At 61.6% G+C, this 20,370-nt stretch carries 8 protein-coding genes; all 8 read right to left on the bottom strand.

The window, feature by feature from the left end; genetic code table 11:
- Positions 1 to 22: 22 nt before the first annotated feature.
- A complete protein-coding gene (locus tag VQ065_RS26700; RefSeq protein ID WP_023098849.1) occupies positions 23 to 1,738 on the bottom strand; it encodes a DUF262 domain-containing protein in 1,716 nt (571 codons plus the stop codon).
- Positions 1,739 to 1,751: 13 nt separating this feature from the next.
- The gene (locus VQ065_RS26695; RefSeq protein WP_023098848.1) at positions 1,752 to 2,519 is read right to left on the bottom strand and encodes an HNH endonuclease; all 768 of its coding nucleotides are present in this window, start codon (positions 2,517 to 2,519) and stop codon (positions 1,752 to 1,754) included.
- Between the two features lie 49 nt (positions 2,520 to 2,568).
- Positions 2,569 to 4,500: a chromosome segregation protein SMC gene (locus VQ065_RS26690; protein ID WP_224786699.1), complete on the bottom strand. Its 1,932-nt coding sequence runs from the start codon at positions 4,498 to 4,500 to the stop codon at positions 2,569 to 2,571.
- A 1-nt stretch (position 4,501) separates the two neighbouring features.
- Positions 4,502 to 9,490 carry an Eco57I restriction-modification methylase domain-containing protein gene (locus VQ065_RS26685; RefSeq protein WP_023098846.1) on the bottom strand — a complete coding sequence of 1,663 codons (4,989 nt, stop codon included), beginning with the start codon at positions 9,488 to 9,490 and terminating at the stop codon, positions 4,502 to 4,504.
- Positions 9,491 to 9,514: 24 nt separating this feature from the next.
- Positions 9,515 to 12,304 (bottom strand): helicase-related protein, encoded by a 2,790-nt coding sequence (locus VQ065_RS26680; RefSeq protein ID WP_023098845.1) that lies wholly within the window; start codon positions 12,302 to 12,304, stop codon positions 9,515 to 9,517.
- A gap of 6 nt (positions 12,305 to 12,310) precedes the next feature.
- Entirely contained in the window at positions 12,311 to 17,584 is a 5,274-nt protein-coding gene (locus tag VQ065_RS26675) for a DEAD/DEAH box helicase (RefSeq protein ID WP_023098844.1), read from the bottom strand.
- A 9-nt stretch (positions 17,585 to 17,593) separates the two neighbouring features.
- A complete protein-coding gene (locus VQ065_RS26670) occupies positions 17,594 to 18,694 on the bottom strand; it encodes a Fic family protein (RefSeq protein ID WP_023098843.1) in 1,101 nt (366 codons plus the stop codon).
- A 347-nt stretch (positions 18,695 to 19,041) separates the two neighbouring features.
- Entirely contained in the window at positions 19,042 to 20,253 is a 1,212-nt protein-coding gene (locus tag VQ065_RS26665) for a tyrosine-type recombinase/integrase (RefSeq protein WP_023098842.1), read from the bottom strand.
- Positions 20,254 to 20,370 lie beyond the last annotated feature (117 nt).

Here is a 20,370-nt window from a genome sequence, read left to right as displayed (position 1 = left end):
ACATACACAGCCGTCCACCGGCTTAATCTGCAGGACCAACAAACGTATTCAGCGCCGTTGCAATCCTCTTGCGTCGCTCAAGCAAGAAATCCTTGTAGCTTTCCACTTCCAGCAGCGATGCCTCAACCGGGATGCACTGTGCTGCGAATGCTGGCTCGCCAAGCCGGTCCACCAGTGGGGGCAGGTAAACCGCCGGGGCCTTGTCGCTGATCGCGCGATTCGTCTTGCCGCCGATGAAGGCCAGATTGGCGATGTCATCCGCCTCGCGGGCAGTGAAGCTGGTCTTCAGTACGGCTTTGGGAAAGATGTGATGGAACTGCAAGCGATGCTGGGCGCCCGAATGATCTAGAGCAATGGCCAGATGGCTGCGCCAATCTTTCGCACCGGCAGCGCGGAAAGCCAGGAACATGGTCTTGAACAGCGCGCTGCGCTGGTTGCGGCCTTCCAGCTCCTCCGCGGTAATGTCCAGGCGGCCGAACTGCAGGCGCAGCCGGTCGATCAGCTCGCTCACCGCTCCGCCCTGACGAATATTTGCCAAATCCTGATCCAGAATGGTTTCGCTGGAGCCTCGGGAGAAGCGGCCTTTGGCATTGGCCATCAGCGCCCAGTAGCGCAGTTGGCGGGCCTCATCGTTGCTCAGCGCATAGTTGCGGCTATGCCCGAAATACGCCAGCACCACCAGCAGGAAAGGCGACGACAACAGTGCCGGGCTATCGATGCCAAGATTGCTGCGCAGGAAGTTGAGCGCGAACTCCATGCCATCGCAAGCTTCTTTCCATGCCTTCTGCAGCTTCTCCACATTCAGGCTACCCACGATCTGAAAACGTGATTGACCGGTGGCAAACGCCATCAGATTCTTCAAGTGCAAACCGAGATCAAGGTCAAAGCCCGTCTTGGCGCATGCCTTCTGGAAATCCTGGAACGTCTGCAGCGAGTGCCGCCACTTGGCGGTGATCTGAGCCAGAGCCAAGTCGGAACTGCGCAGCTTGGCTCCCAGTGAATTGACCCGGACGAAGATTTCCGTGACCTCATCGTAGGAAAGCGTGCGTTCCAGCACGTCCATCCGATAAACGTACTTGCGGATGCCACGTAGCCGGGCCAGGCGCTGACTGTACTTCTCGTACCGCGGATCGTCAAAACCACTGATACCGGCACGTTTGAGGAACGGCGCATCGTTGTCGGTCTTGAATACTTCCGACACTTTCACCCAATGCGGCAACTGCTCCAGCTTCCTCGTGGCCACCACGAACGTCATCTTGTTGAAGCGCTTGAGCAGTTCGTCCTCGGTCGAGTCCGTCTCATCGCCAATCAGTTCGCTATCGTCGTCAGCATCGTCCTCGTCGTCGCCGTTCTCTTCTACTTCGGTCACGACCGCCAACTGGTCGGAATGCTCCAAGTTGAACAGCAAGTCGATAGGCCGACGACGGCCGCGCACCGATACTGGCTCGCCGCGAATGACGGCAGAGAGCGATGTCAGACGCTGCTGACCATCCAGCAGGAGCCGGGTGCTCTGGTAGGGATTCGTGTTCTGGCTGACCGCGAAATCCTGCAGAGGCACAGTTTCATCCGTTTCCCAAAGCAGGATTGCGCCTGATGGATAGCCGCGATACAGCGAATCCAGCAGATCGCGCACTCGCGTGGAGCGCCACACATACTGGCGCTGCATCTCTGGCAAACGCAGTTCGCCCCGCTCGATCATTGATACCAGTTCTTCAACGCTTGCTTCGGCCTTGGCCATGTTTTTCCTTCGATCAGGCACCGAGCAGGAAGCGCTCGCGGTGCCACTGTAAATAATGCCGGTGCTCGCTGGCCAGCCAGCGCAACGTCATTCCCGAATGAATGCCAAGCCCAGGCAGATCGCTTTGGGACAGGCGGGTGCTGGTCAGCAGATGCCCGGTATCGTCGAAGCTGATCAGAAAGCGATCGAACAGCGCATCGAGATTGGCCACCAACAGAAAGCCGTTGAAGGCATCCAGCCGCTCGGCATCGTCGGCACATTCAGCCCAGGGTTTGGCATGGCTGGCACGCAGCGCTTCAGTCACAGCGACGCCGGTCACTGCGCAGGCACCACCCCAGTAGGTCAGCAAGGCATCGCGGTAACGCGCCTGCCCCACGCGCTGACGCACCAGGCGTTCGACTTCCGTGCCCCTGGCTTCGGCAGATATCGTCTCGACAGCTTGCGCCACGGCCGTGTGGTAGTCGCTCACTGCCTGATTCGGCAAGGCCTGCGACAGACTGGCCGTGCGGCGCAGGAGAGCCGCCAAATCGGGCAGGGTCAGCACACAAAACACGTCATCAGCTCCGGCCCGCGGTTGGAAACTGCGCAACAGTTCCGGCAGCAGCGCGGGCGTAGCCGGTTGAAGGCGCAAGCCGAAGCCATCGGCCGATGCCGTCACTACCGCCTGGCTGCGATGGCGGGCCGAAGCCAGTATCACCGCATCGCCAGCCGACGACAGCACGTGTTCGAAGCCGTTGTCGTGGCCGGTTTTTTCGATGAGGGCGCGTTGCAGCGGGTTCATTCAACCAACTCTCGGCCCAGTCTTCGGAAACTCATTCCTGTCTCACCTTTTACAAATCTCTTTTTAAGAGACGATCGGCAGCTGGCGAACCGCGAAGCTGCAAAGCAAGCCAAGGTGCTTGTGCATACTCTTTCGGAGGCGGGGTAGTAGTCGTCACGATGTACTGAAACAAGGGGGCCGATCCAAATCCTTCCAGTTCATGCACAAGATGAAATAGACCGTGGTACAAAGCGAGCCCAAGGTCGGCTTCACGTGGGCTGTCATGGATCAGGAAAGCCGGAAGCCTCGTGTCACCATCGATACTCATGCACAGGGTCGCGAGATCGAAAGCCACGACTTTCAGCGAATCGATCGCAGATGTCGAACGATCACCACCCATCTGGACAACCAGGCTCAGCCCGTTTCCGGTCAATCGGATTTCGCCACTGGCTTCAGGTCCGACCAAGCGTCGGATGATCGGGTCGAACTTCTGGGCAAGCTTCGAGAAAACCGTCGCGTTCTGGTTTTGCAGCGCCGCGATCCGCTCCCGCACTTGCTCTATCTCGGTTTGATGCCTATCCAGGCGGGCTTCGGTAGTTTGCTGCTGTTCGAACAGCGAGGCCAGGCGCTCGACATCGTCCACGGCCTTGCGTGCGGCATACCACGCCCCATCGCGCTGTTCGCGAAGCTTCAGCAGGTTCTGGTAATGCTCTTCCCTGCGCGTTGCATCCTGTTTCGCCAACGCCAGCTCAGGTCGCAACTGCTTCAGTAGCGATTGGGCTGATTCCAGACGCTCCTGTTCATCCTTGAGCGTTTTTCTGCCGTTCTCCAACCTAGCCTTGCAAGCCTCCAGATCTGGAACCTTGTGTGACAACCCGCATTGACTCGCCAGCACGCGGTCAATGGGCACCTCGCAGATGGGACAAGGATAGTTTTCTGCTTCCTTGAGCGAGTAGGCCAATGTTGGATATTCGCCCTTGATCGCGGATATCGCCCGCTCGATGGCTGGTATCACAGCCTCTTGCCTTCCGATATCAGCCTGGATTCTTGCCACCTCCGCTTGGGCCTTTTCGTGCGCCTGCCGCACGGAATCTATATCCAGAGTCGCGCCCGCCCCGCTGGACTGGGTTTCCGCTGCCAACCGCTCCTGCGCCGCCCGGCGCAGGATTTCGACGCCCAGAGCCCCCTGCGCAAGCTCATCGTCCGCAACGCCAAGCACTTCCAAAAGCTGCTTTCTCAGCTTGCGGATTTCCCAGGCACGATGGCCTATTTCCTGCTCCTGGCTGCGGCTCGACTCGCTCATCGCGGCGATGTCGACGCGGAGCGTCTGTTCGGAGGGATCGATGGCGTTCAACAGGGCTCGCAGTGCCTCCAGCCTCTCGGTTCGATTCAACCCCCGCGCCGGCGACTCCGAGTCGGATAGTGAGGACCGCCATTCAAGAACATGGTCGAATCTGCATTCCTGGTCCCTGCTCAACAGCGCCAGCGCAATCTGCCAGGCCTGATGCCCTTGTTTCTTGCCAGCGATCAGATCTCTGACGCCTGGTGTCAGCAGATTCTCTTCGATGGCGTTGAGCAACGGAGACAGGCCGGTGGCCGGCATTTCGCTGAGAACAAGCTCATCGAGATTGCCATCCAGTACTGCGAAATGCCGCCGCCGGATACCCAAGGGTCGAAGGACGGCCCAACAGGCGCCATCCAGCACGACTTCCATGCCAACCCATCCGTTGGGAAACGCCGAACCGATTCCGTCGCGCTGATCTTCGGGAGCAAACTTGTCCTCGCCCAGGCAATAGCGCAGCAGCCTGCAGAACAAAGTCTTGCCTCCGCCATGACCGATGCCATTGTCGTCCGGCGTCCAGACGATGTTCAGGCCTGGACGTAATGGAACATCCCGCAAGGGCGGCTCTCCAGGTTTCTCCCATATCACCAGCCGCCTCACCCATAAACGTGGCTCATGCATCTGTGCCGGCGGAGTAAGGCATAGCTGTTGCTGGAACATGTCAGGCTGCGGCTTCAATCCATCCCCCTATCTCGTCAGGCAATTCGCGAATGACACGATCGAAGTCTTGCCCTCGCGCTTGCAGGAAAACAAGAATCATCTGGGCGCGTCCTTCGGCCCATTCGGCAGCAGGCACATCCAGTTCGGCACCTTTGGCCCAAGTCCCCGCTCCAAGATCTTCAATCAGGTAGCCACTGCTTCGCAGGAAGCGCACAGCCCCGCCCCAAGCCTGATTTGCACGCGGGATGAAGCTCAACACCGCCCCGGGCAGCGGCCTGGCTTCTTCGCCTACCAGGCGTTGCCAATCCAGAGCATCCTGCGCATCCAGCAAAGGCGTCATCAGCCTGGGCTCAAGCGCCAAGACGGCGGCGAGACGTACATGGCGCACTGGCCATGGGGCCTGCGCAGCCTTGAGCAAGGCGGCCAGGGCCACCCCCGTCTCCGCACCTTCATTCTGTTGTGGTCGTGCCCAGATTCCATCAGGCAGGGACGCTCGATCGACGACCTGCCGAGCCGTGGCTTCAGCCTGAACAGGCAATGCGTCTTCTACCTGGAAACCTCGCTTGAAGGCTTCCAACACCAGATGCTGGGTGCGGTACTGCACATGATCGCGACGGGTTTCGCCATCGACACTGGCCAATCGAAGGGGCGTGACTGACGTCTCCCTGTACGCCCCGAAATCCCGCAGCTCATTGTTTCGGAGCACGCGGAAGGTTTCGCTGGGGTAGTCGGCGCCCATGACGTCGGCGGGGTCGAGGATATAGCGCAGTTCTTCCTCGGTGAGGCCGTAGAGTTTGGCGTAGTAGGCGTCGAGTTCGGCGCGCAGGGTGGCGCGGCGGTCGGGGTCGAAGGCGAAGGGCGGGCCTTCGTAGCCCAGATCTCTGGCCCAAGCGGCAAGGTCATGGGTGGTGTAGGTCAGTTCCAGTACGCGCGGCACGATGAAAGCGAGGTCGGCCTCGGTGTAGCGGTCTGGCGGCAATACGGGAAGCTGTTTGTAGATGAAGTAATTCATGTGCGTGCCGCCTGTCTTGTGCCGCGCCACAAAGTCAAATACCAGCGCAGACAGGTTGGCGAGCAGCGCAGCGAATCGTGCACGGTTTCCTCCGTCGGGGAACAGCATCAATGGCATCTGATTGCCAACGCCAGCCAACGGCACCACCGACGCAATGACCGTCCGCTCATTGGTCGCATTGGTAATATCCCGCCACCCCATCAACCACTGCGGGCAGGCGACCTGCAACCAGCGTTCGGCCAGGGCGAGCACGGCGGGTTCGTCCGCCAAGGGCGTCTCCGATGCAGGCAGATGGCCGTAGTCGGCGGCGAGCGCCAGCACGGCGCTCTCGGCTTCAGGGTCAGTGGCGTACCAGGCCGTGGCGTTGCGGGCACCGGGCGTGTAGGGCTGCACCTTGGCTTCGCCTTCGGCGGGCAGGTAGTCGTCGTTCAGGGGTTGCAGGCTTTCTGGGCTGTTGCCGACGAGACCCAACGACGTGGGCGCGATGGTTTGCGCATAGGGGTGGCGGACGACAAAGGCTTTCCAGGCGGGGTATGTGCCCATGCCCGGATGGGCGCGGCGCTGTTCGGCTAGGTGCCGACCGAACAGCAACTGGGTCACGCCGAGCACGGTGGCCTGTGCGTTGCCGTCCTTGAGAGCCTTCAGCAAGCCATCGGGCAAACGGGCGACGCGCAGCCAGACTTCGCGGGCTTGTACCCAGTAGCGCGGGGTGACGGTGAAATCCGGGTTGGATTTTTCGGCTAGCGTGACATCGCGGCTGTTGCCGTCCGCCGTGTAGGTAGCCCAGCGGTGGTCGAACTGGTGGATGAGCTTGGCTTCGTAGAGCGGCAGATGGTCGGCGGCTGGCTCGTCCTTGAACAGGTGGCTTGCGCTGGTCATGTTGAAGAGACCTTGCGCGAAAGTAATACCCCACGGGTTTTGCGTGGGTTCCACCTCCTTGGCTTGCTTGCCCTCGTCTGCGGTGACGGCATCGCGCATCAGCACCGGGGCGGCGCGGTAGAGCTTCTTGGTCAGTTCCGAATCGCGCTCGCTGCGGAATACCGGGCAGGTGAGCGTGTTGGGGTTGATGAGGAGGAATTCCTCGGGCGTGAGGGTGAAGCGACGGCGCGGGTCGGCCAGTTGGCTGACCTGGGTGGCGAAGCAGACGAACTCGGCCCGTTCCGCTGCGCCCAGAGTGAGCAGGCAGAACTTCATCCGGCTATCGACAGCAGGAAACAGCTTTTCGCGGTTCTCGATGTCGTACAGGCTGACCAGCCACCGGTTCTGTGTGATATGGCCGAAGTACGCCTTGGTGCTGTCGTCAGTAGCAATGCCGGTAGGCACGATGAAGCCGGCGCGACCACTGTCGGCATGGATTTGTAGAATAGTTTCGGCAAACAAGGGATAGGTGTTGAGCTTGCCAACAGCCGTCAGCGGAAAGCGTCCCGATTCCCGGTAGAAGTTGTTGGCGGCCGCAATCCGTTGGCTTTCCTTGACAAACTCATCCCACAGACGCGGATCGGTTTCAGGCAGTGCAGCAATGGCTTGTTTGCGCGCATCGCCCGCCAGTTCCGCGATGCGCTGGGCACGCGTGGCGAAGAACTCCTCTTCGCCCATCTGCGACACCTCCCACGGCGGATTGCCCAGCACGCAATCGAAGCCGCCTTGCGCAAACACCTGCGGGAAGGCCAGCGGCCAGTGGAACACGCGGGCCTGCTTGCAGGCGGCGCGCGCGGCGGCGATGGGGGCGGCGTGCTCGGTCTGGGCGCGTTGCGGGTCGGTCAGCAGCGCATGCAAGGTGATGCTGGTGGGCACGGTGTCGGCGGTGTCCTGCACCTTGGGCAGCAGGTAGGCACCCACCAACGCATCGGCCGTGTGGGCCAGCGAGCTGTTAGCGGAGTCCTCCAGAAAGTGGCGCCAGGCGTGTTCCTTGGCGGCCACCTGCTCGGGGGTATCGGCGGGCAGGGTTTCGATGGCACGTAAGGCTTCGAGGCCGCTTCGGTTGTCCACGCCCAGCAGCATCTGGCGGCCTTGCAGATCCTTGGCGATCTGCTTGAGGCCGGAGGCGTTGGCTTTGGCCAGCTCCTTGCAGACGTCCTTGTCATCGCCGCTCAAGGGTTTGAAGGCATCCTTGGCGATGCCTTGTTCCAGCGCGTTCATGTCGGTCAGGCCCAACAGGGCGTCGCCCACTTGCAGGTGGTGGTCGAGAAAGCCCAGTGGGCGGCCTTCTTCGTAGCCTTCCAGCCACAAGGCCATGCGCGCCAGTTCGATGGCCATGGGGTTGCGGTCCACGCCGTAGATGCAGCGGGCCACCACTTCGCGCAGGGCGTGGCGGTAGTCCTGCGGCTGGATGGCGCCTTCCTGCCCGCCTTCTAGGCTGCGCAACTGGGCGAGCTTTTCCGCCAAGCGGCGGGCGGCGGCGAGCAGGAAGTGGCCGCTGCCGCAGGCCGGGTCGATAACGCGGATGGCCAGCAGTGCCTCTGTAGGGTTGGTCGACTGCGCGGCCAGGCGCTGTTCGATGACGGGATCGAGCGCGCTTTTGATCAGCTCCTGCACCAGACTGTCGGGGGTGTAGTAGCTACCGGTGAGCTTGCGGGCGTTGCCAGCGGTGCTGCCTTCCTCGGTACGGCCGACAAAGCCGAACGTGCGCGCGGGCAGGTCGATGGCAGGCACCAGCTCCAGCAAGCTTTCGTAGACACTACCCAGTTCCTCCGGGCCCATATTGCGGTAGTCCACTGGGATGAGGCTGCTGCCCTTGCCTTGCGCGACCACTGCCCAGCGCAGGTGTTGCAAGGCGGTGAGCAGGTGGGCGTTGTCCAGGCTGGCGACATCCAGATCGGGGCATTGTTCGGGCGCGAACAGGCCGCCCAGCGCGGGCAGGGCCAGGCGCGGCTCGCCCTGTGCCAGACCACGGAAGACGATGCGGATGGCTTGCCACTGGTCGTCGTGGCGAGTGCGGGCACGGCGCTTGAGGCACAGCTCGCGCAGGCGGGCCAGGGCGTAGCCTTCGGCATAGGCGCGGCGGGCAACCTGTGCTTCGGCGCTGTCGTCCTGCGGGTGCAGCACGCCGCGCTCTTCCACGGTGAAAACGAAGATGAGCCGGTAGATCAGGCGCAGCAGTTGTTGGAAATAGTCATCCTTGCTGAGCGTGCCGTCGTTCAGGGCGGCGCGTAGGGCGTGGTTGGCAGGGTGTTGCAGGAAACCTGCGCCGAAGGTCAGCAGGGCCTGCTCGACGCCGTTGCGCAGGCCATCGCGCACCCGAGTGCCTTCCTGCTGGCCTTCGCTGCGCCATTGTTCCCAGATGCACGCCGTAGCGCCCTGGCCGGGGCGGGATGCGCGGCTGGCGTGCAGTAGACGCCAGACGTTGGCGAATTCGGCATAGCGCTGGCCGCCGAGCAGATCGGCCAGATCGACTTCGAGAAAGCTGGGGCGGGTGAGCGAGGCTGCGTCGCGCAGCAGCCGCAGCTGTCTGCCGTTGCTGACGATGCCCCATTGCAGCGGTTCGCTGGCGTTGAGCAATTCCTGCATGGCCTGGAACGGGGCTTTCTTACGGTTGCCGCCGCCTTGCACGGCAAACCGCGCGTCAGCCTCGTCCAGGCCCAGAGAGTGTGGTGCCACCAAGACGGGCAAGGTACCAGCCATGAGGCTGACCGGGTAACGCAGTTCACCCACTTGCTGTGCTGCCGCGGCTTGCGAGGTGGCGTAGCCAAAGGTATCGCGCAGCAGTTCGTGGACGAAGGCGGTGGTGAGCTGCGCGGCATCGACGTCGGCGCGTTCCATCTGCGCGGCGAAGTGCTGCCATTGGGCGCAGGCGATCTGGAAAGCGCGGCTGTATTCGTCCTTGAGCTTGACGCCCTTGGGGGTACCGTAGTCGGCCTCGCTCTGGGCGCTGGCGCGGCCCTGAGCGGCTTTTTCCAGTTGATCGGGCAGGAATACCCCCCCTTCGAGCTTGAGGGTGGGCAGGTTCAGCGTGGCCTGGGCCTTGCGGATGCGTTTCATGGTTGTTCTTCTCCAGGCCGAGGCTTATAGCGAGTCAGGCAGCAGCACGTACACGCCCATCACATCGACCGGCAGGCAGGGGCTGACGCTGTACTGGCCGACGTCACGGGTGGCTTCGCGCACGCGCTGGTGGTCGGCCAGCAGGGCATCAGCCCGCTGTTGGGCCACCGCTTGCAGTTGCTGCGGGTGCGCGACGAGAAAGTCGAGCGCAGTGCGGATTTCGCGCTGTGCCGCCTCTGGCGGCAGGTTACCGCTGGGCGTGCATTCGAGCAGGCGACTCACGCCATCGTCGGCCAGCCATTGGGGAGCGTTGCGGCCCTTCACAGCCAGAGCAACGGTTTCTTCCGCCATCATCTGGAAGGGTTCGCGACGGCGTACGTAGCTGAGCTGGTGGCGCAGGCGCAGAAGATAGAGGGTGGTGACGACCTCCACGTCATTGGTAAGAGTGGCAGCACAACGGGCGGCCAGCGGACGTTCGCCGCTGAGTGCATCTTCCAGCAGGTGCTGGGCGAGCAGGCCGACCAGCGGATGACTGCGGTGCAGTTCGCTGAAGTCGATGAGCTGGGGTTTGTCGATGCCCTCGTCGGCCAAGCGTTGGCGCAGGGCTTCGGGGAGGTGCTGCGGCAAGAAGCGTGCAGTCTGCTTGCGACCGATTTCCAGCGGTGACCCTAAACGCACGCAAGCGCTTTGCAGGAAACGCTGCACGTCATCCTGGGTACCCAAGGCCTGCTGCTGTTTGTGCCATTCGGGCAGCACCTCGTCTGGCTTGATGCGGCGCTGGGCGAACACGGTGCGATTGGCCTTGGCTTTTTCCAGCGCGTCGCGCCATTGGGCTTGCAGAGGAGCGAGCAATTGCTCCGGCTCACCGAAGTCGAATGCGACCTGCGGCGATGAGGTGCGACTGTCGCTGCGTTTCATCAATGCCGCCTTGACCAGGGCCTGATTGATGCGGGCAGTGTCCTCGGGCATGGGAACGAGCACGCCGAGCTCCTTCTGAATGGCCTCGCCCTTCTTGATGATGACATTGAGCACGAAACCATCTACCGGGTTGTCTTGCCCGTAGAGCATGGTGCAGCGCACCTCATCGGCCTGCTGGCCGAAACGATCGACGCGGCCTTCGCGCTGTTCATGGCGGGTGGGGTTCCAGGCCAAGTCGTAGTGGACGACAGCGGTGAATAGATGTTGCAGGTTGATGCCTTCGGAGAGGCAGTCGGTAGCGACCAGGATCCGTTGCTCGGTATCCTCCATGTCGTCCACGCGCTCGCGGCGTTCTTCGGGTGTGAGTTCGCCGGTGACGGCATCAACGGTGGCCTTGGGGAAAGCGGCCTTGATGTGTTCGGCCACGTAATGGGCGGTGGCGATGTAGCGGCAGAACACCACAGGATGGTAGCCCTCCTTTACCAGCAGGCCGATATGCCGGATGAGCGCCGCCAGCTTGGGATCACCGGCCTTGCCGGAAAGACGTTGCGCGTCGGCGATCAGGGCTTGCAGGCGCGGCGCGGCGTCCTGCACCTGGGCAGGCGGCTCCAGATCGCTGCCTGAAAGGTCGTCGGCCTCACCATCGTGCAGGCGCTCATCACTGAGCAGGTCGTCATCCGGCAGGGTGCCTTCCAGCCGCGTGGTCAGTGCCTTGACGGCGGCAGCGGGCGACGACGCCACGCAGCGCAGCAATGCCAGGGTGGCGTACCAGATGAGGCGAGCGCCGCCTTGCTGTTCTTGCTGCTCAACGGTTTCAGCCAGTTCGCGGCAGTAATCCTGCACGGCGTCGAAAAACGCGCCCCATTCGCCGCTGAGCTGGTAGGTGAGCTCGGTTTTCATGCGACGGGGAAAACCTCGTCCGTCATGGGTCTCGGCCTGCCATTCAACGATATCCTTGCGACGGCGCTGAACGAAGTGGCGGGCCAGTTCCTGACGCAGCGGGTCGGAGGCCGTCATGCGGCCTTGTAATGCGGCAAAGCGCGGATCGAGCAGCGACAGCAGGTTGTAGAAGGCGGTTTCGTCACCGGAGTGGGGGGTGGCGGTCAGCAGGATCAGGTGTCGCTGCGCGTCACGGGCAAGGCGTTGCAGCAGTTCGAAGCGCAATTGCTTGCCCGCGCCGCTGCTGGCGCAGGTGTGGGCCTCGTCAACGATGATGCATTCGGGGGCAGTGGCGAGAAACTGTTCGCGGTGGCGTTCGCTCTTGATGTAGTCCAGGCTGACGACCACCACGGGATGATGGTCGAACAGGCGCACACCATGCGGAAGATCACGTTCGATGCGGGAGGCCGAAGCCGAAGTCAGCGCCACGGCCTGAAGGTTGAAGCGGATTTCCAACTCACTTTGCCATTGCTCGACAAGGTGCGGCGGGCAGAGGATGGCCAGGCGGGCGATTTCGCCGCGATCCATGAGTTCGCGTGCAATCAGACCGGCTTCAATGGTCTTGCCGATACCCACGTCGTCGGCGATCAACAAACGCACCGTGGACAGGCGCAGCGCCATCAGTAGCGGCACAAGCTGGTAACCGCGTGGCTCCACGGCAATATTGCCGAAGGAGCGGAACGGGCCGGCCCCGGCGCGCAGAGTCAGGCGCAAGGCATCGCGCAGCAACAGCGCGGCGGCGTGGCTTCCCGCGCGTGCGGGGTCGGGCCAGTCGAAGGTGGCAGGTTCGACGGGATGCAGTTCCAGCTCGGGGATCAGGGCGATACTTTCGTCATCGGCCCCGCTCAATGGGCGCAAGCGCAACCAGTCGCGGCGGGAGTCGCTCTGCACCACCCATTCGCGGCCACGGGCACGCACCAAGTTGCCGGGCAGGAAGTCGTGTTCGAGGATCGTCATGCGCCTTTATTCCTTAGAACCGAACACATCGGCGTGCGCGGCGAATTGTTGTGGCCAGCGTGAAGCATCCGAAAAATCGAGTACCTGCCAGCCTTTGTCCTGCAATACGCTGGTGGTCTGCTGATCCACCGCGGACAGAAACACCAAAACACGAGATGCCTTGTACTGGGCCGCTGCGGTGGCTGCGCCATTGTTGACGGAGACGTTGACCGCATCAGGTTGCACGGCCCCTGCCTGGCGGAGCGCGGACAGCCAAGCATCAAGTGGCTCGTAAGCTGAAGTCGTCGAGGCAACGGTGGCCGGGCTGCTCGTTACGGGCTGTACCTGGGCATTGGCCAGCGCGACCAGCAGCTTGAGCGCATCCGCATTGCGGCGGTTGATGTGTTCGTGGTCCGGCTGGTTGAAGTAGGACAGTAGGCACTGGTAGCAGCCGGCTTCACACTGATGATTGCCAAGTGCATCGGTCTGTTCCAGCGACGGCAGATCGTCCAGCGTCCAAATGCCGCTCTGCGGTTTGCGATAGTGAATCAGTTGCAGGGCATTGCTGGCTACGAGTGCAAGGTCGTCGCGATTGTTTGCCAGACGCGTGAGCACACCCGCACCGCCTTCCGCCGCTTCGTAAAACAGCAAGGCGCGGCGCTCGTCGGACTTTGGCAGTGGCTCGACCACCAGTTCGGATTCCTCGATCTGGAAGGTCATTTCGATGCCGCGCTTAAGCGCGGCCTGCAATGTGGCCATGGCCTCCAGAGGCAAGGCATGTACGGGAGCGAAGATCAGCAGATTGCGATGATCTTCCACAAAGGGAACGATGCGTTGGTTGGGCACCTTCTCCAGCAAAGCATCGTCGCCGCCCTGGTCGTCTTCCGCATCCGGTGCATCCTGCTTGCTCCAGGTGCCCGTGATGGGGTTGATGTAGAAGCCCAGTTGCTCCTTGTCTTTGCGCCTGCGCCAGCCGCGGTTGATGCGCCAGATTTGCGCAGCGGGCGCGTAGGTGAGCTCGCCCAGCACGTCCTCGCCTTGTTGAATCGTGGCCTTCTGCTGCTGGATACGGCCATCGGGGCCGGGCAGGAAGCGGTAGGTGGTTTGCAGCTCGAAGCCCTGACGCTGGCGCTCCTCGTCGTTGATGGAGATGCGCTCGGTGGCCACAGTTTCTACGGTTTCGATACGGTAGAGTTCGCGCACCCAATCGTGCTCGGTGAGCAAGGCATCACAGTTCTCGCAGCGATTGACCAGCGGCTGTTCGCCGCCCGGCTCGCCGAGATGGCCGTAGCCACACTGGCTACACACTAGAGAGGCAATAGTTGCCAATTGGCTGTTGCCGGAAATGTGGTCTGTATTGCCTACGTTGAGTTTGGCACGCACCACGCGGTACATGCGGCCCTGGTGATAAATGAGGCTGCGGGGGCCGAATTCGGACAGGGCCAGGAAGCGCGGCCGGCTGACCATGCTGCCTTCGTCATCCTTGCCATTGACGGCCTGGCCGCCACGGGCGGGAATCCATGCCATCAGCGGCAGGCGCGGGAAGTTGTAGCCTGGCAGGAAGCCTTGGCTGGCCAAGTAGCGATAGGTATAGAAGTCATTGTTCTGGCCGTTGCCGGATTTGAGCAATACGGCGTACTGGCGCGCGGCGTCGCCGTAGCGGCGCTGGGCATTTTGGCGCTCAGTGTGCGAGGCGGTATGGCTCTTGACGATGCGATCAGCCATATCCATCTGCTGACGGGTGGCATCGAACAGCACGCGCCAGCGCTCCAGCGCCCCAGAGAACGCTTGCGCCGCATTGACGATGACCTGGCGCACATAGTCTGGAGTGAACCAGGCGCTGCCTTCAAGCTCGCCCTCAAGCTGGTCGATGACCCGGTCGGCACTGGCCAAGGCCCGCTGCTGGACAGCCTGCGCCCGGAGCGCTTCGTGCAAGGGCTGTTTCAGTGGTTTGCCGGACTGGTCAAGATCCAGCATGGGCGCAATGCTGTCGTCCAGCGGCACCTGGGTGCTGGCCAGCCAGACCGCTTGCAGATGGCTGTCGATGAGATCGCGGTTGCTCAGGTCGAGGGTTGGCGCTCGCACTACGCCATGCACCATTTGCTCTGCATTGTGGAAGAACCACTGGTCATGCGGACTGAGTGCCGCGCAGTAGGTGATGACTAGCGCCTGCTGACCCGAGCGACCCGCACGGCCGCTGCGCTGGGCGTAGTTGGCTGGGGTCGGCGGCACATTGCGCAGGTACACGGTGTTGAGCGCGGAGATATCCACGCCAAGCTCCATCGTGGGGGAGCAGAACATCACCGGCAGACGTTCCAACGGCGCTTCGTGGGCCGGGTTCTGCGCCCAATCCTGCCTGTCTTTTTCGGTGTAGCGAAAACGCTGCTCCAGCAGTTGCCGGCGTGGCGCATCCACCTGGGCCGTGTGTTCCTGGGCCTCGAAGTCGAACAGCGGATGCGAGGGCCGACGCAGCAGGTCGGCAATGCCGAGGTACAGGGTGCGGAAATACTGGTTGATTCGATTACTATCAGTTTGCGGCTGATCGGCAATCAGGCACCAGTCCAGAGCAGCCGCGTTCAGGCGCCAGCCTGCGAGCTGGGCGTCGATAGGTTGGCGCTGCACATAGCCATAGTCCTTGGCGGACTCCAGCAGCGCTTCGATCAGCTTAGCCCACTCGACATCTTTCCACTGCGCGACCTCGCTGGCGCAGGCGCTGTTGCGCCAGAAGGCGGCCGTCTTTATTTGCCGTAGCAGACGGGAGCGTGGACCACCTGTCACCAAGTCGGTGCGCGGCTTGCCCTTGTATTCCGGGCGCTTGCCGAGGATGAGATAGCGGCCGGTATCGAGTTTCTCGTCGGGAGCGAAGGCCCAACGTTCATTCAGGTAGGTGTGGGCGCTGGTGCGTGCCTTGTCCTGCTCGACCGGGTCGAGGTAACGACTTTCCAGGCACAGATGGCGGCGCAAGGCGTCGAACAGTAGTTCGAACAAAACTGTCCGCTGCACTGCCGTCAATTTGGTCAAGGTGCTGTTTGCAGCAAAGATGCTGGCGTCAGCGCAAAAGGCATCTAGGTCTCGATACCGAATCTGCAACAGGCCGAGTTGATCCAGATTCGGATTATTGAAGCGCCAGCCACGCCGCAGATCACGCAGTAGCCGGTAGGCGATGATGAAGCGCAATGTGCGTTGCGCTTCTTGTCGGGCCAGTCCCATGAGCTTGGGGGTGCGCAGATACTCCACCAAGGTCGCTTCATCGACCCCTTGAAAGCCGAGGGCCTTGAATACGCTTTCGGCCAAGTGTTCTTCATCGAGTTGGCCGCCGCTGCCCTGTAGTGCGCCGATCAAGCCGGCACGCAGCGTCAGCAGGAAAATGAAGTCGTTGAAATGCCCCGCCTGCAGAGCGGCATCCTGGCGGTTGTCGGTAAACCCAAGCAACTTGCGTGGGTCAGGCTGCCCTGGCGCAGGTTCGGAAAGTGCGAACAATTGCTGCAAGGCCGCCAGGGCAATCATGGTAGTGGCCGAAGAGCGGCCTTCGCCGGACAGGCTGGAGAGGCGGTTGGCATCCTTGCCGTGGGCTTCGTGTGTCGTGCCGCAGTTCAGGCAGAAGCGGAACTTTCCCGGAATGAACCAGAACTCCGCCCCCGAGCCCGTTTGCCCTTTGGCATCGACCGTGACCATATAGGGAACGGCATTCTTGTAGGCTGGCTTGATTTTGGGTTCGCTACGGCTGAGGTCGATCCAGGTTTCCGGCAGGTCTTCGAGCAGGCCACCGTATTGCTGCCCGGGCACCAGAGGACACAGGAAGCCATAGCTGGCGTCGTCTTCTGCCGCGATATCGTCGATTTCACGTGAGCTGAAGCTGACCGGTTGCTGTGCGTGCCAGACAGGTAGGTATTCCTGGCCGCAATCGCGGCAGAAGTGAGTCGGGTAAAGCAGCACATTCTCTTGCTGTCGCCCCGGCGCGAAACGCTGAGCATCGAGCGTGACATGGCGCTTACCTCGCGCCTCCAGCGTGGTGAGTACCTTGCCGGGACCGCTGATGAACTGGTGCAGCTTGAACGCGAAAGGCGGCCTGCCCTGGGGCGTGCGCACATCATGGGCAGCCACTAGAAAGCGCTGCAGGGCGGTGCGAGCGGCTTCAGGCTGGCAACCCGCGTCTTCGGCGAGACGGCGGCTGGCCTCTTCCAACATCATGGGGCTCGCCCGCCTGGGAGGCTCGTCGGCAGGTAGTTCGATACCCAGGTTCAACTCCACCCAGATGGATAACGGATCATTGCGAAAGGCGTCGAAGTCAGCCCAGATATCCTGCTTTCGCGTAATGGCCGCCGGTAGTTCTGTGCGGATGGCGTTGACGTCCTTGAGCGGGTTGGTGACGCGCTCCAAGGTCTCGCCGATGACGTCATGCTCGCTGATCTGGGTGCCAAAAAGTTTGCTAGCCACGTCGGCTACCACGCGGTTGCGGTCGGCTTGGCTACCTGTGCTGGACATGGTGGCCGACGTGCCGATGCAGACCAGTTGCTCGGCTTTCAAGCGCTCTCGCAGGCGCCGCACTAGCAAGGCAACGTCCGCCCCTTGACGGCCACGATAGGTATGCAACTCATCCAGCACCAGGAACTCAAGTCCCTCGCAGTGTTCCACCACACGCCGATCCACTTCGTCGAAGCGCGTGAGGATGTACTCCAGCATCATGAAGTTAGTGAGCAGGATATCGGGCGGGTCATCCGCGATGGCGCTGCGTTCCGCCTTGCTTTCCTGGCCGGTGTAGCGCTTGACGGTGAAGGGACGAAGCTCTGGCGCATAGCCATGCAGAAACTTGTCGAGTTCTTCCAGCTGGCTGTTGGCCAGAGCATTCATCGGATAGATGACAATGGCACTGGTACGTGCTTTGCCATCAGATTGCTTGGCCTTGAGAATGCGGTCGATGATCGGGATGAAAAAGGACAGGGACTTCCCCGACCCCGTTCCGGTCGTGACCACATAGCTTTGGCGTTCCTGGCCTTTGGCCAAGGCTTCCATCTGGTGCTTGTAAAGATGCAGGGGTTCTGGCGAACCTTCAGACTTCCCGACCTGGAAGATCTCTGCGCAGGCAGCATGCAAGACCCCCTGCGCCACCAGTTTCTGCACCGTGCCCTGGCGTTGGTAATTCGGGTTGATCTGCACCAGCGGCTCAGGCCAATAGCGGCCTTGCGCATATTGATGTTCGACCTCGGCTTGGATATCAGGCGCAGCGATGCGAACGAAACTGCGGGAAAAGCTGCCGTATCGTTCGATGAGCTGGTCGCGGAATTGGAAAACGTTATCCATGGAGAGTCCTCACTGATCCATCTTGTGGCCAATCGCCAGAACCGCTGTACTACCGGAGGTGCCTGCTGTGATGCGCTTCCATTTCGCACCTCGCCCCTTGCCAGTCGATTCGATCAACTCCTCTGATTTCATCGCTCGCAGCACTAGTCGAACCATGTCCCGGCTCACGCCCGGACAGGCTTCTTCAATCTCGGAAATCGAGAACGGCTGGGTGCGCCCCAGAACTTCCGTCCGCACTCGGTCGCCTTTGCTGCCACGTCCCCGTTCGATGGTGCCGACACGCTCCTCGAACTCACGGTAGGCCCGTAGTAAGGCACCCCAGAAGTAGTCGAGCCAGGGTTTGACGTCGTGCTGCCCCTGGTGCCAGCCCTGCGAGCTGGCTTCCAGCGTCTCGTAATAACCTTCCTTGGTGTCCTCGAAGACGCGTTCCAAACTGATGTAGCGACCCACGGCATAGTCGAAGTGGTAGAGCAGCAGCAGGGTCAGCAAACGGGACATGCGACCGTTGCCGTCCGGGAAGGGGTGGATGCACAGGAAGTCGAGCATCGCCAGCGGCACCAGTACGAGGGGGTCGGCCAGGTGCTGATCCAGCGCGGTGGCGTAGCGCCCGGCCAGATCGGTCATAGCCATGGGTGTGAGGTGCGCAGCGACCGGCTGGAAGCGTAGACGTGACGTGCCGTCCGGGTGACGCTCGATGATGTCGTTATTGGTGGCCTTCCAGCGTCCGCCCGCCTGCGGCATATAGCGGTACAGCAGGGTGTGCAGTTGCAGCACCACTCCCTCACTGAAGGGCATGTGCGCGGCGGACTCGTGGATCAGCGCCAGGGCATCACGGTAGCCGGCGATCTCCTGTTCGGAGCGGCTCTTTGGTGTTGCGTTGCGGATGACCAGAGACTTCAGCCGCGAGGGCGCTACGACAACACCTTCCAGCCGGTTAGACGACTCGGTGGACTCCACCACCGCGATCTGGCGCAGGCCCTTGAGGGCTTCGGGCGACTGCGCGGCGTAGAGTTGCTGCTTCCCCTGGTACTCGCCCAGTGTGCGCAACGTGGCGGCCTGAGTGCCATCGAAGCGAAGCGCGGCAAGGTACTCGGGTGTGAGCGAGTGCATGGAAATGTAAGCCCAGGCTGTGTAAATGGGGTAATCATAGCCTTTAAATGGGGCATTGTCTCTAAAAATACCTCATTAACAGTATTTGACTACCCCATTTCCTGAACATTGGACCGGTCGCGAGGGGCTGGCATGGCCGACCAAGAAGGAAATGAGCGACATGAGCCTCAAAAGGGGCAATCAATTCAAAATTACCCCATTTATTCCATTGTTTACCCCATTCCCAGCACCCAGCCTTAAGCAAAGGCAAATGGCAAGGGAACGGCACTCAAGGGACAACGGCCCTATCCAGAAAAGGAAAAGGCCGCTCCTGTCCATTCGTTCTACAACACCCGGTCAAATCGCCCCTATGCCGTGCCGCTGCCCTCCGCCGCACCCAGATAGTCCGCCCAGTCCTGCAACAGCGTCCTTCTCTGATCCAGCAACAGCGCCTTGTTGTAGGTCGCCCGCACCTTGTTGCTTTCCACGTGGGCAAGCTGCCGCTCAATCGCATCAGGCCGGTATCCGTTCTCATTGGCCCAGGTCGAAAAGGTCGTCCGCCAGCAATGCGGCGTCGTGCCCCGGCCCAGGTTCATGTCGCGCATCGCGTAGGTTAGCCGGTTGGGCGTAGTGAAGCCCTTGCCACTACGGTGTGGGAACAGATAGCGGCCACCGCCCGTGATGCACTGCAAATCCTTCAGCACTGCTACGGCCTGCGTGGACAACGGGCTGACATGGTCACGCCGCGCTTTCATCTTCGCCGCAGGCCGACGCCACAGAGCATCCTCAAAGTCGAACTCGTCCCACTCGGCATCCGCCGCTTCCCCTGGACGGCAAGCCGTCAGAGCAATCAACCGCAGACACAAAGAGGTTTCCGGATAGCCCCGGTAGCCGCGCAACTCCTGATAGAACTTCTGGATTTGCTCTCGCGTCATCGCCGCCTTGCTCTCGCTGAACGGCACACGCAGCAGCCCACGAAGACTGGGTATAGGATTGGCCTCGACCAGACCCCGCACTACCGCGAATTCGAAGATGGCCGAAAGATCGCCTTTGACGTGAATCGCGGCCCATGCACCGTGGGCCTTGCACTCCTCCAGCAACGGGCGGATCTGCTTCACGCCAATGTCGCTCATCGGCATCCCATCGAATTTGGGTGACAGGTATTTCCTGATACGGGACTCTTTCGTGCGGTAGGAACTGAGCGCAAAGACTGGCTTGATCTCGGCCAGGTACGCCTGCGCCACCTTGGCGAACGAGCTTTCCTTTGCGCGCTTGCGTTCCTCCAGCACTTCCAAGTTGCGCTGCTTGACCTGCTGCCGTTCATGGGCAGGATGGATACCTTGCTTGACGAGGATTCGCGCTTTCTCGCGGGCCGCACGCGCCTCAGCAAGGCTTACTTGAGGAAAGCCGCCAATGGCAAAGAGGTTCTCCTTACCTTGCAGGCGGTACTTCCACCGCCAGAGCTTGCCGCCGGTGGGCTTTACCAGTAGGAACAGGCCCCCGCCGTCTGATAGTTTCCAGTCTCGATCAGTCGATTTGGCCGACCTGACCTTGAGGTCGGTGAGTAGGTTTTCGGGCATCGTTGGACTCCACTGCGGGGAAAAGTACCCCCACGGTTGAACACGAGTACCCCCAACGCTACCCCCGAATTTTCCGGACCTCGATGAACAATAGGAACGCTCAGCAGACCGTATTGT

Source organism: Pseudomonas sp. KBN10P06128 (assembly GCF_037574945.1).
GTDB lineage: Bacteria > Pseudomonadota > Gammaproteobacteria > Pseudomonadales > Pseudomonadaceae > Pseudomonas > Pseudomonas aeruginosa.
This window is presented reverse-complemented; position numbering and strand designations above follow the sequence as displayed.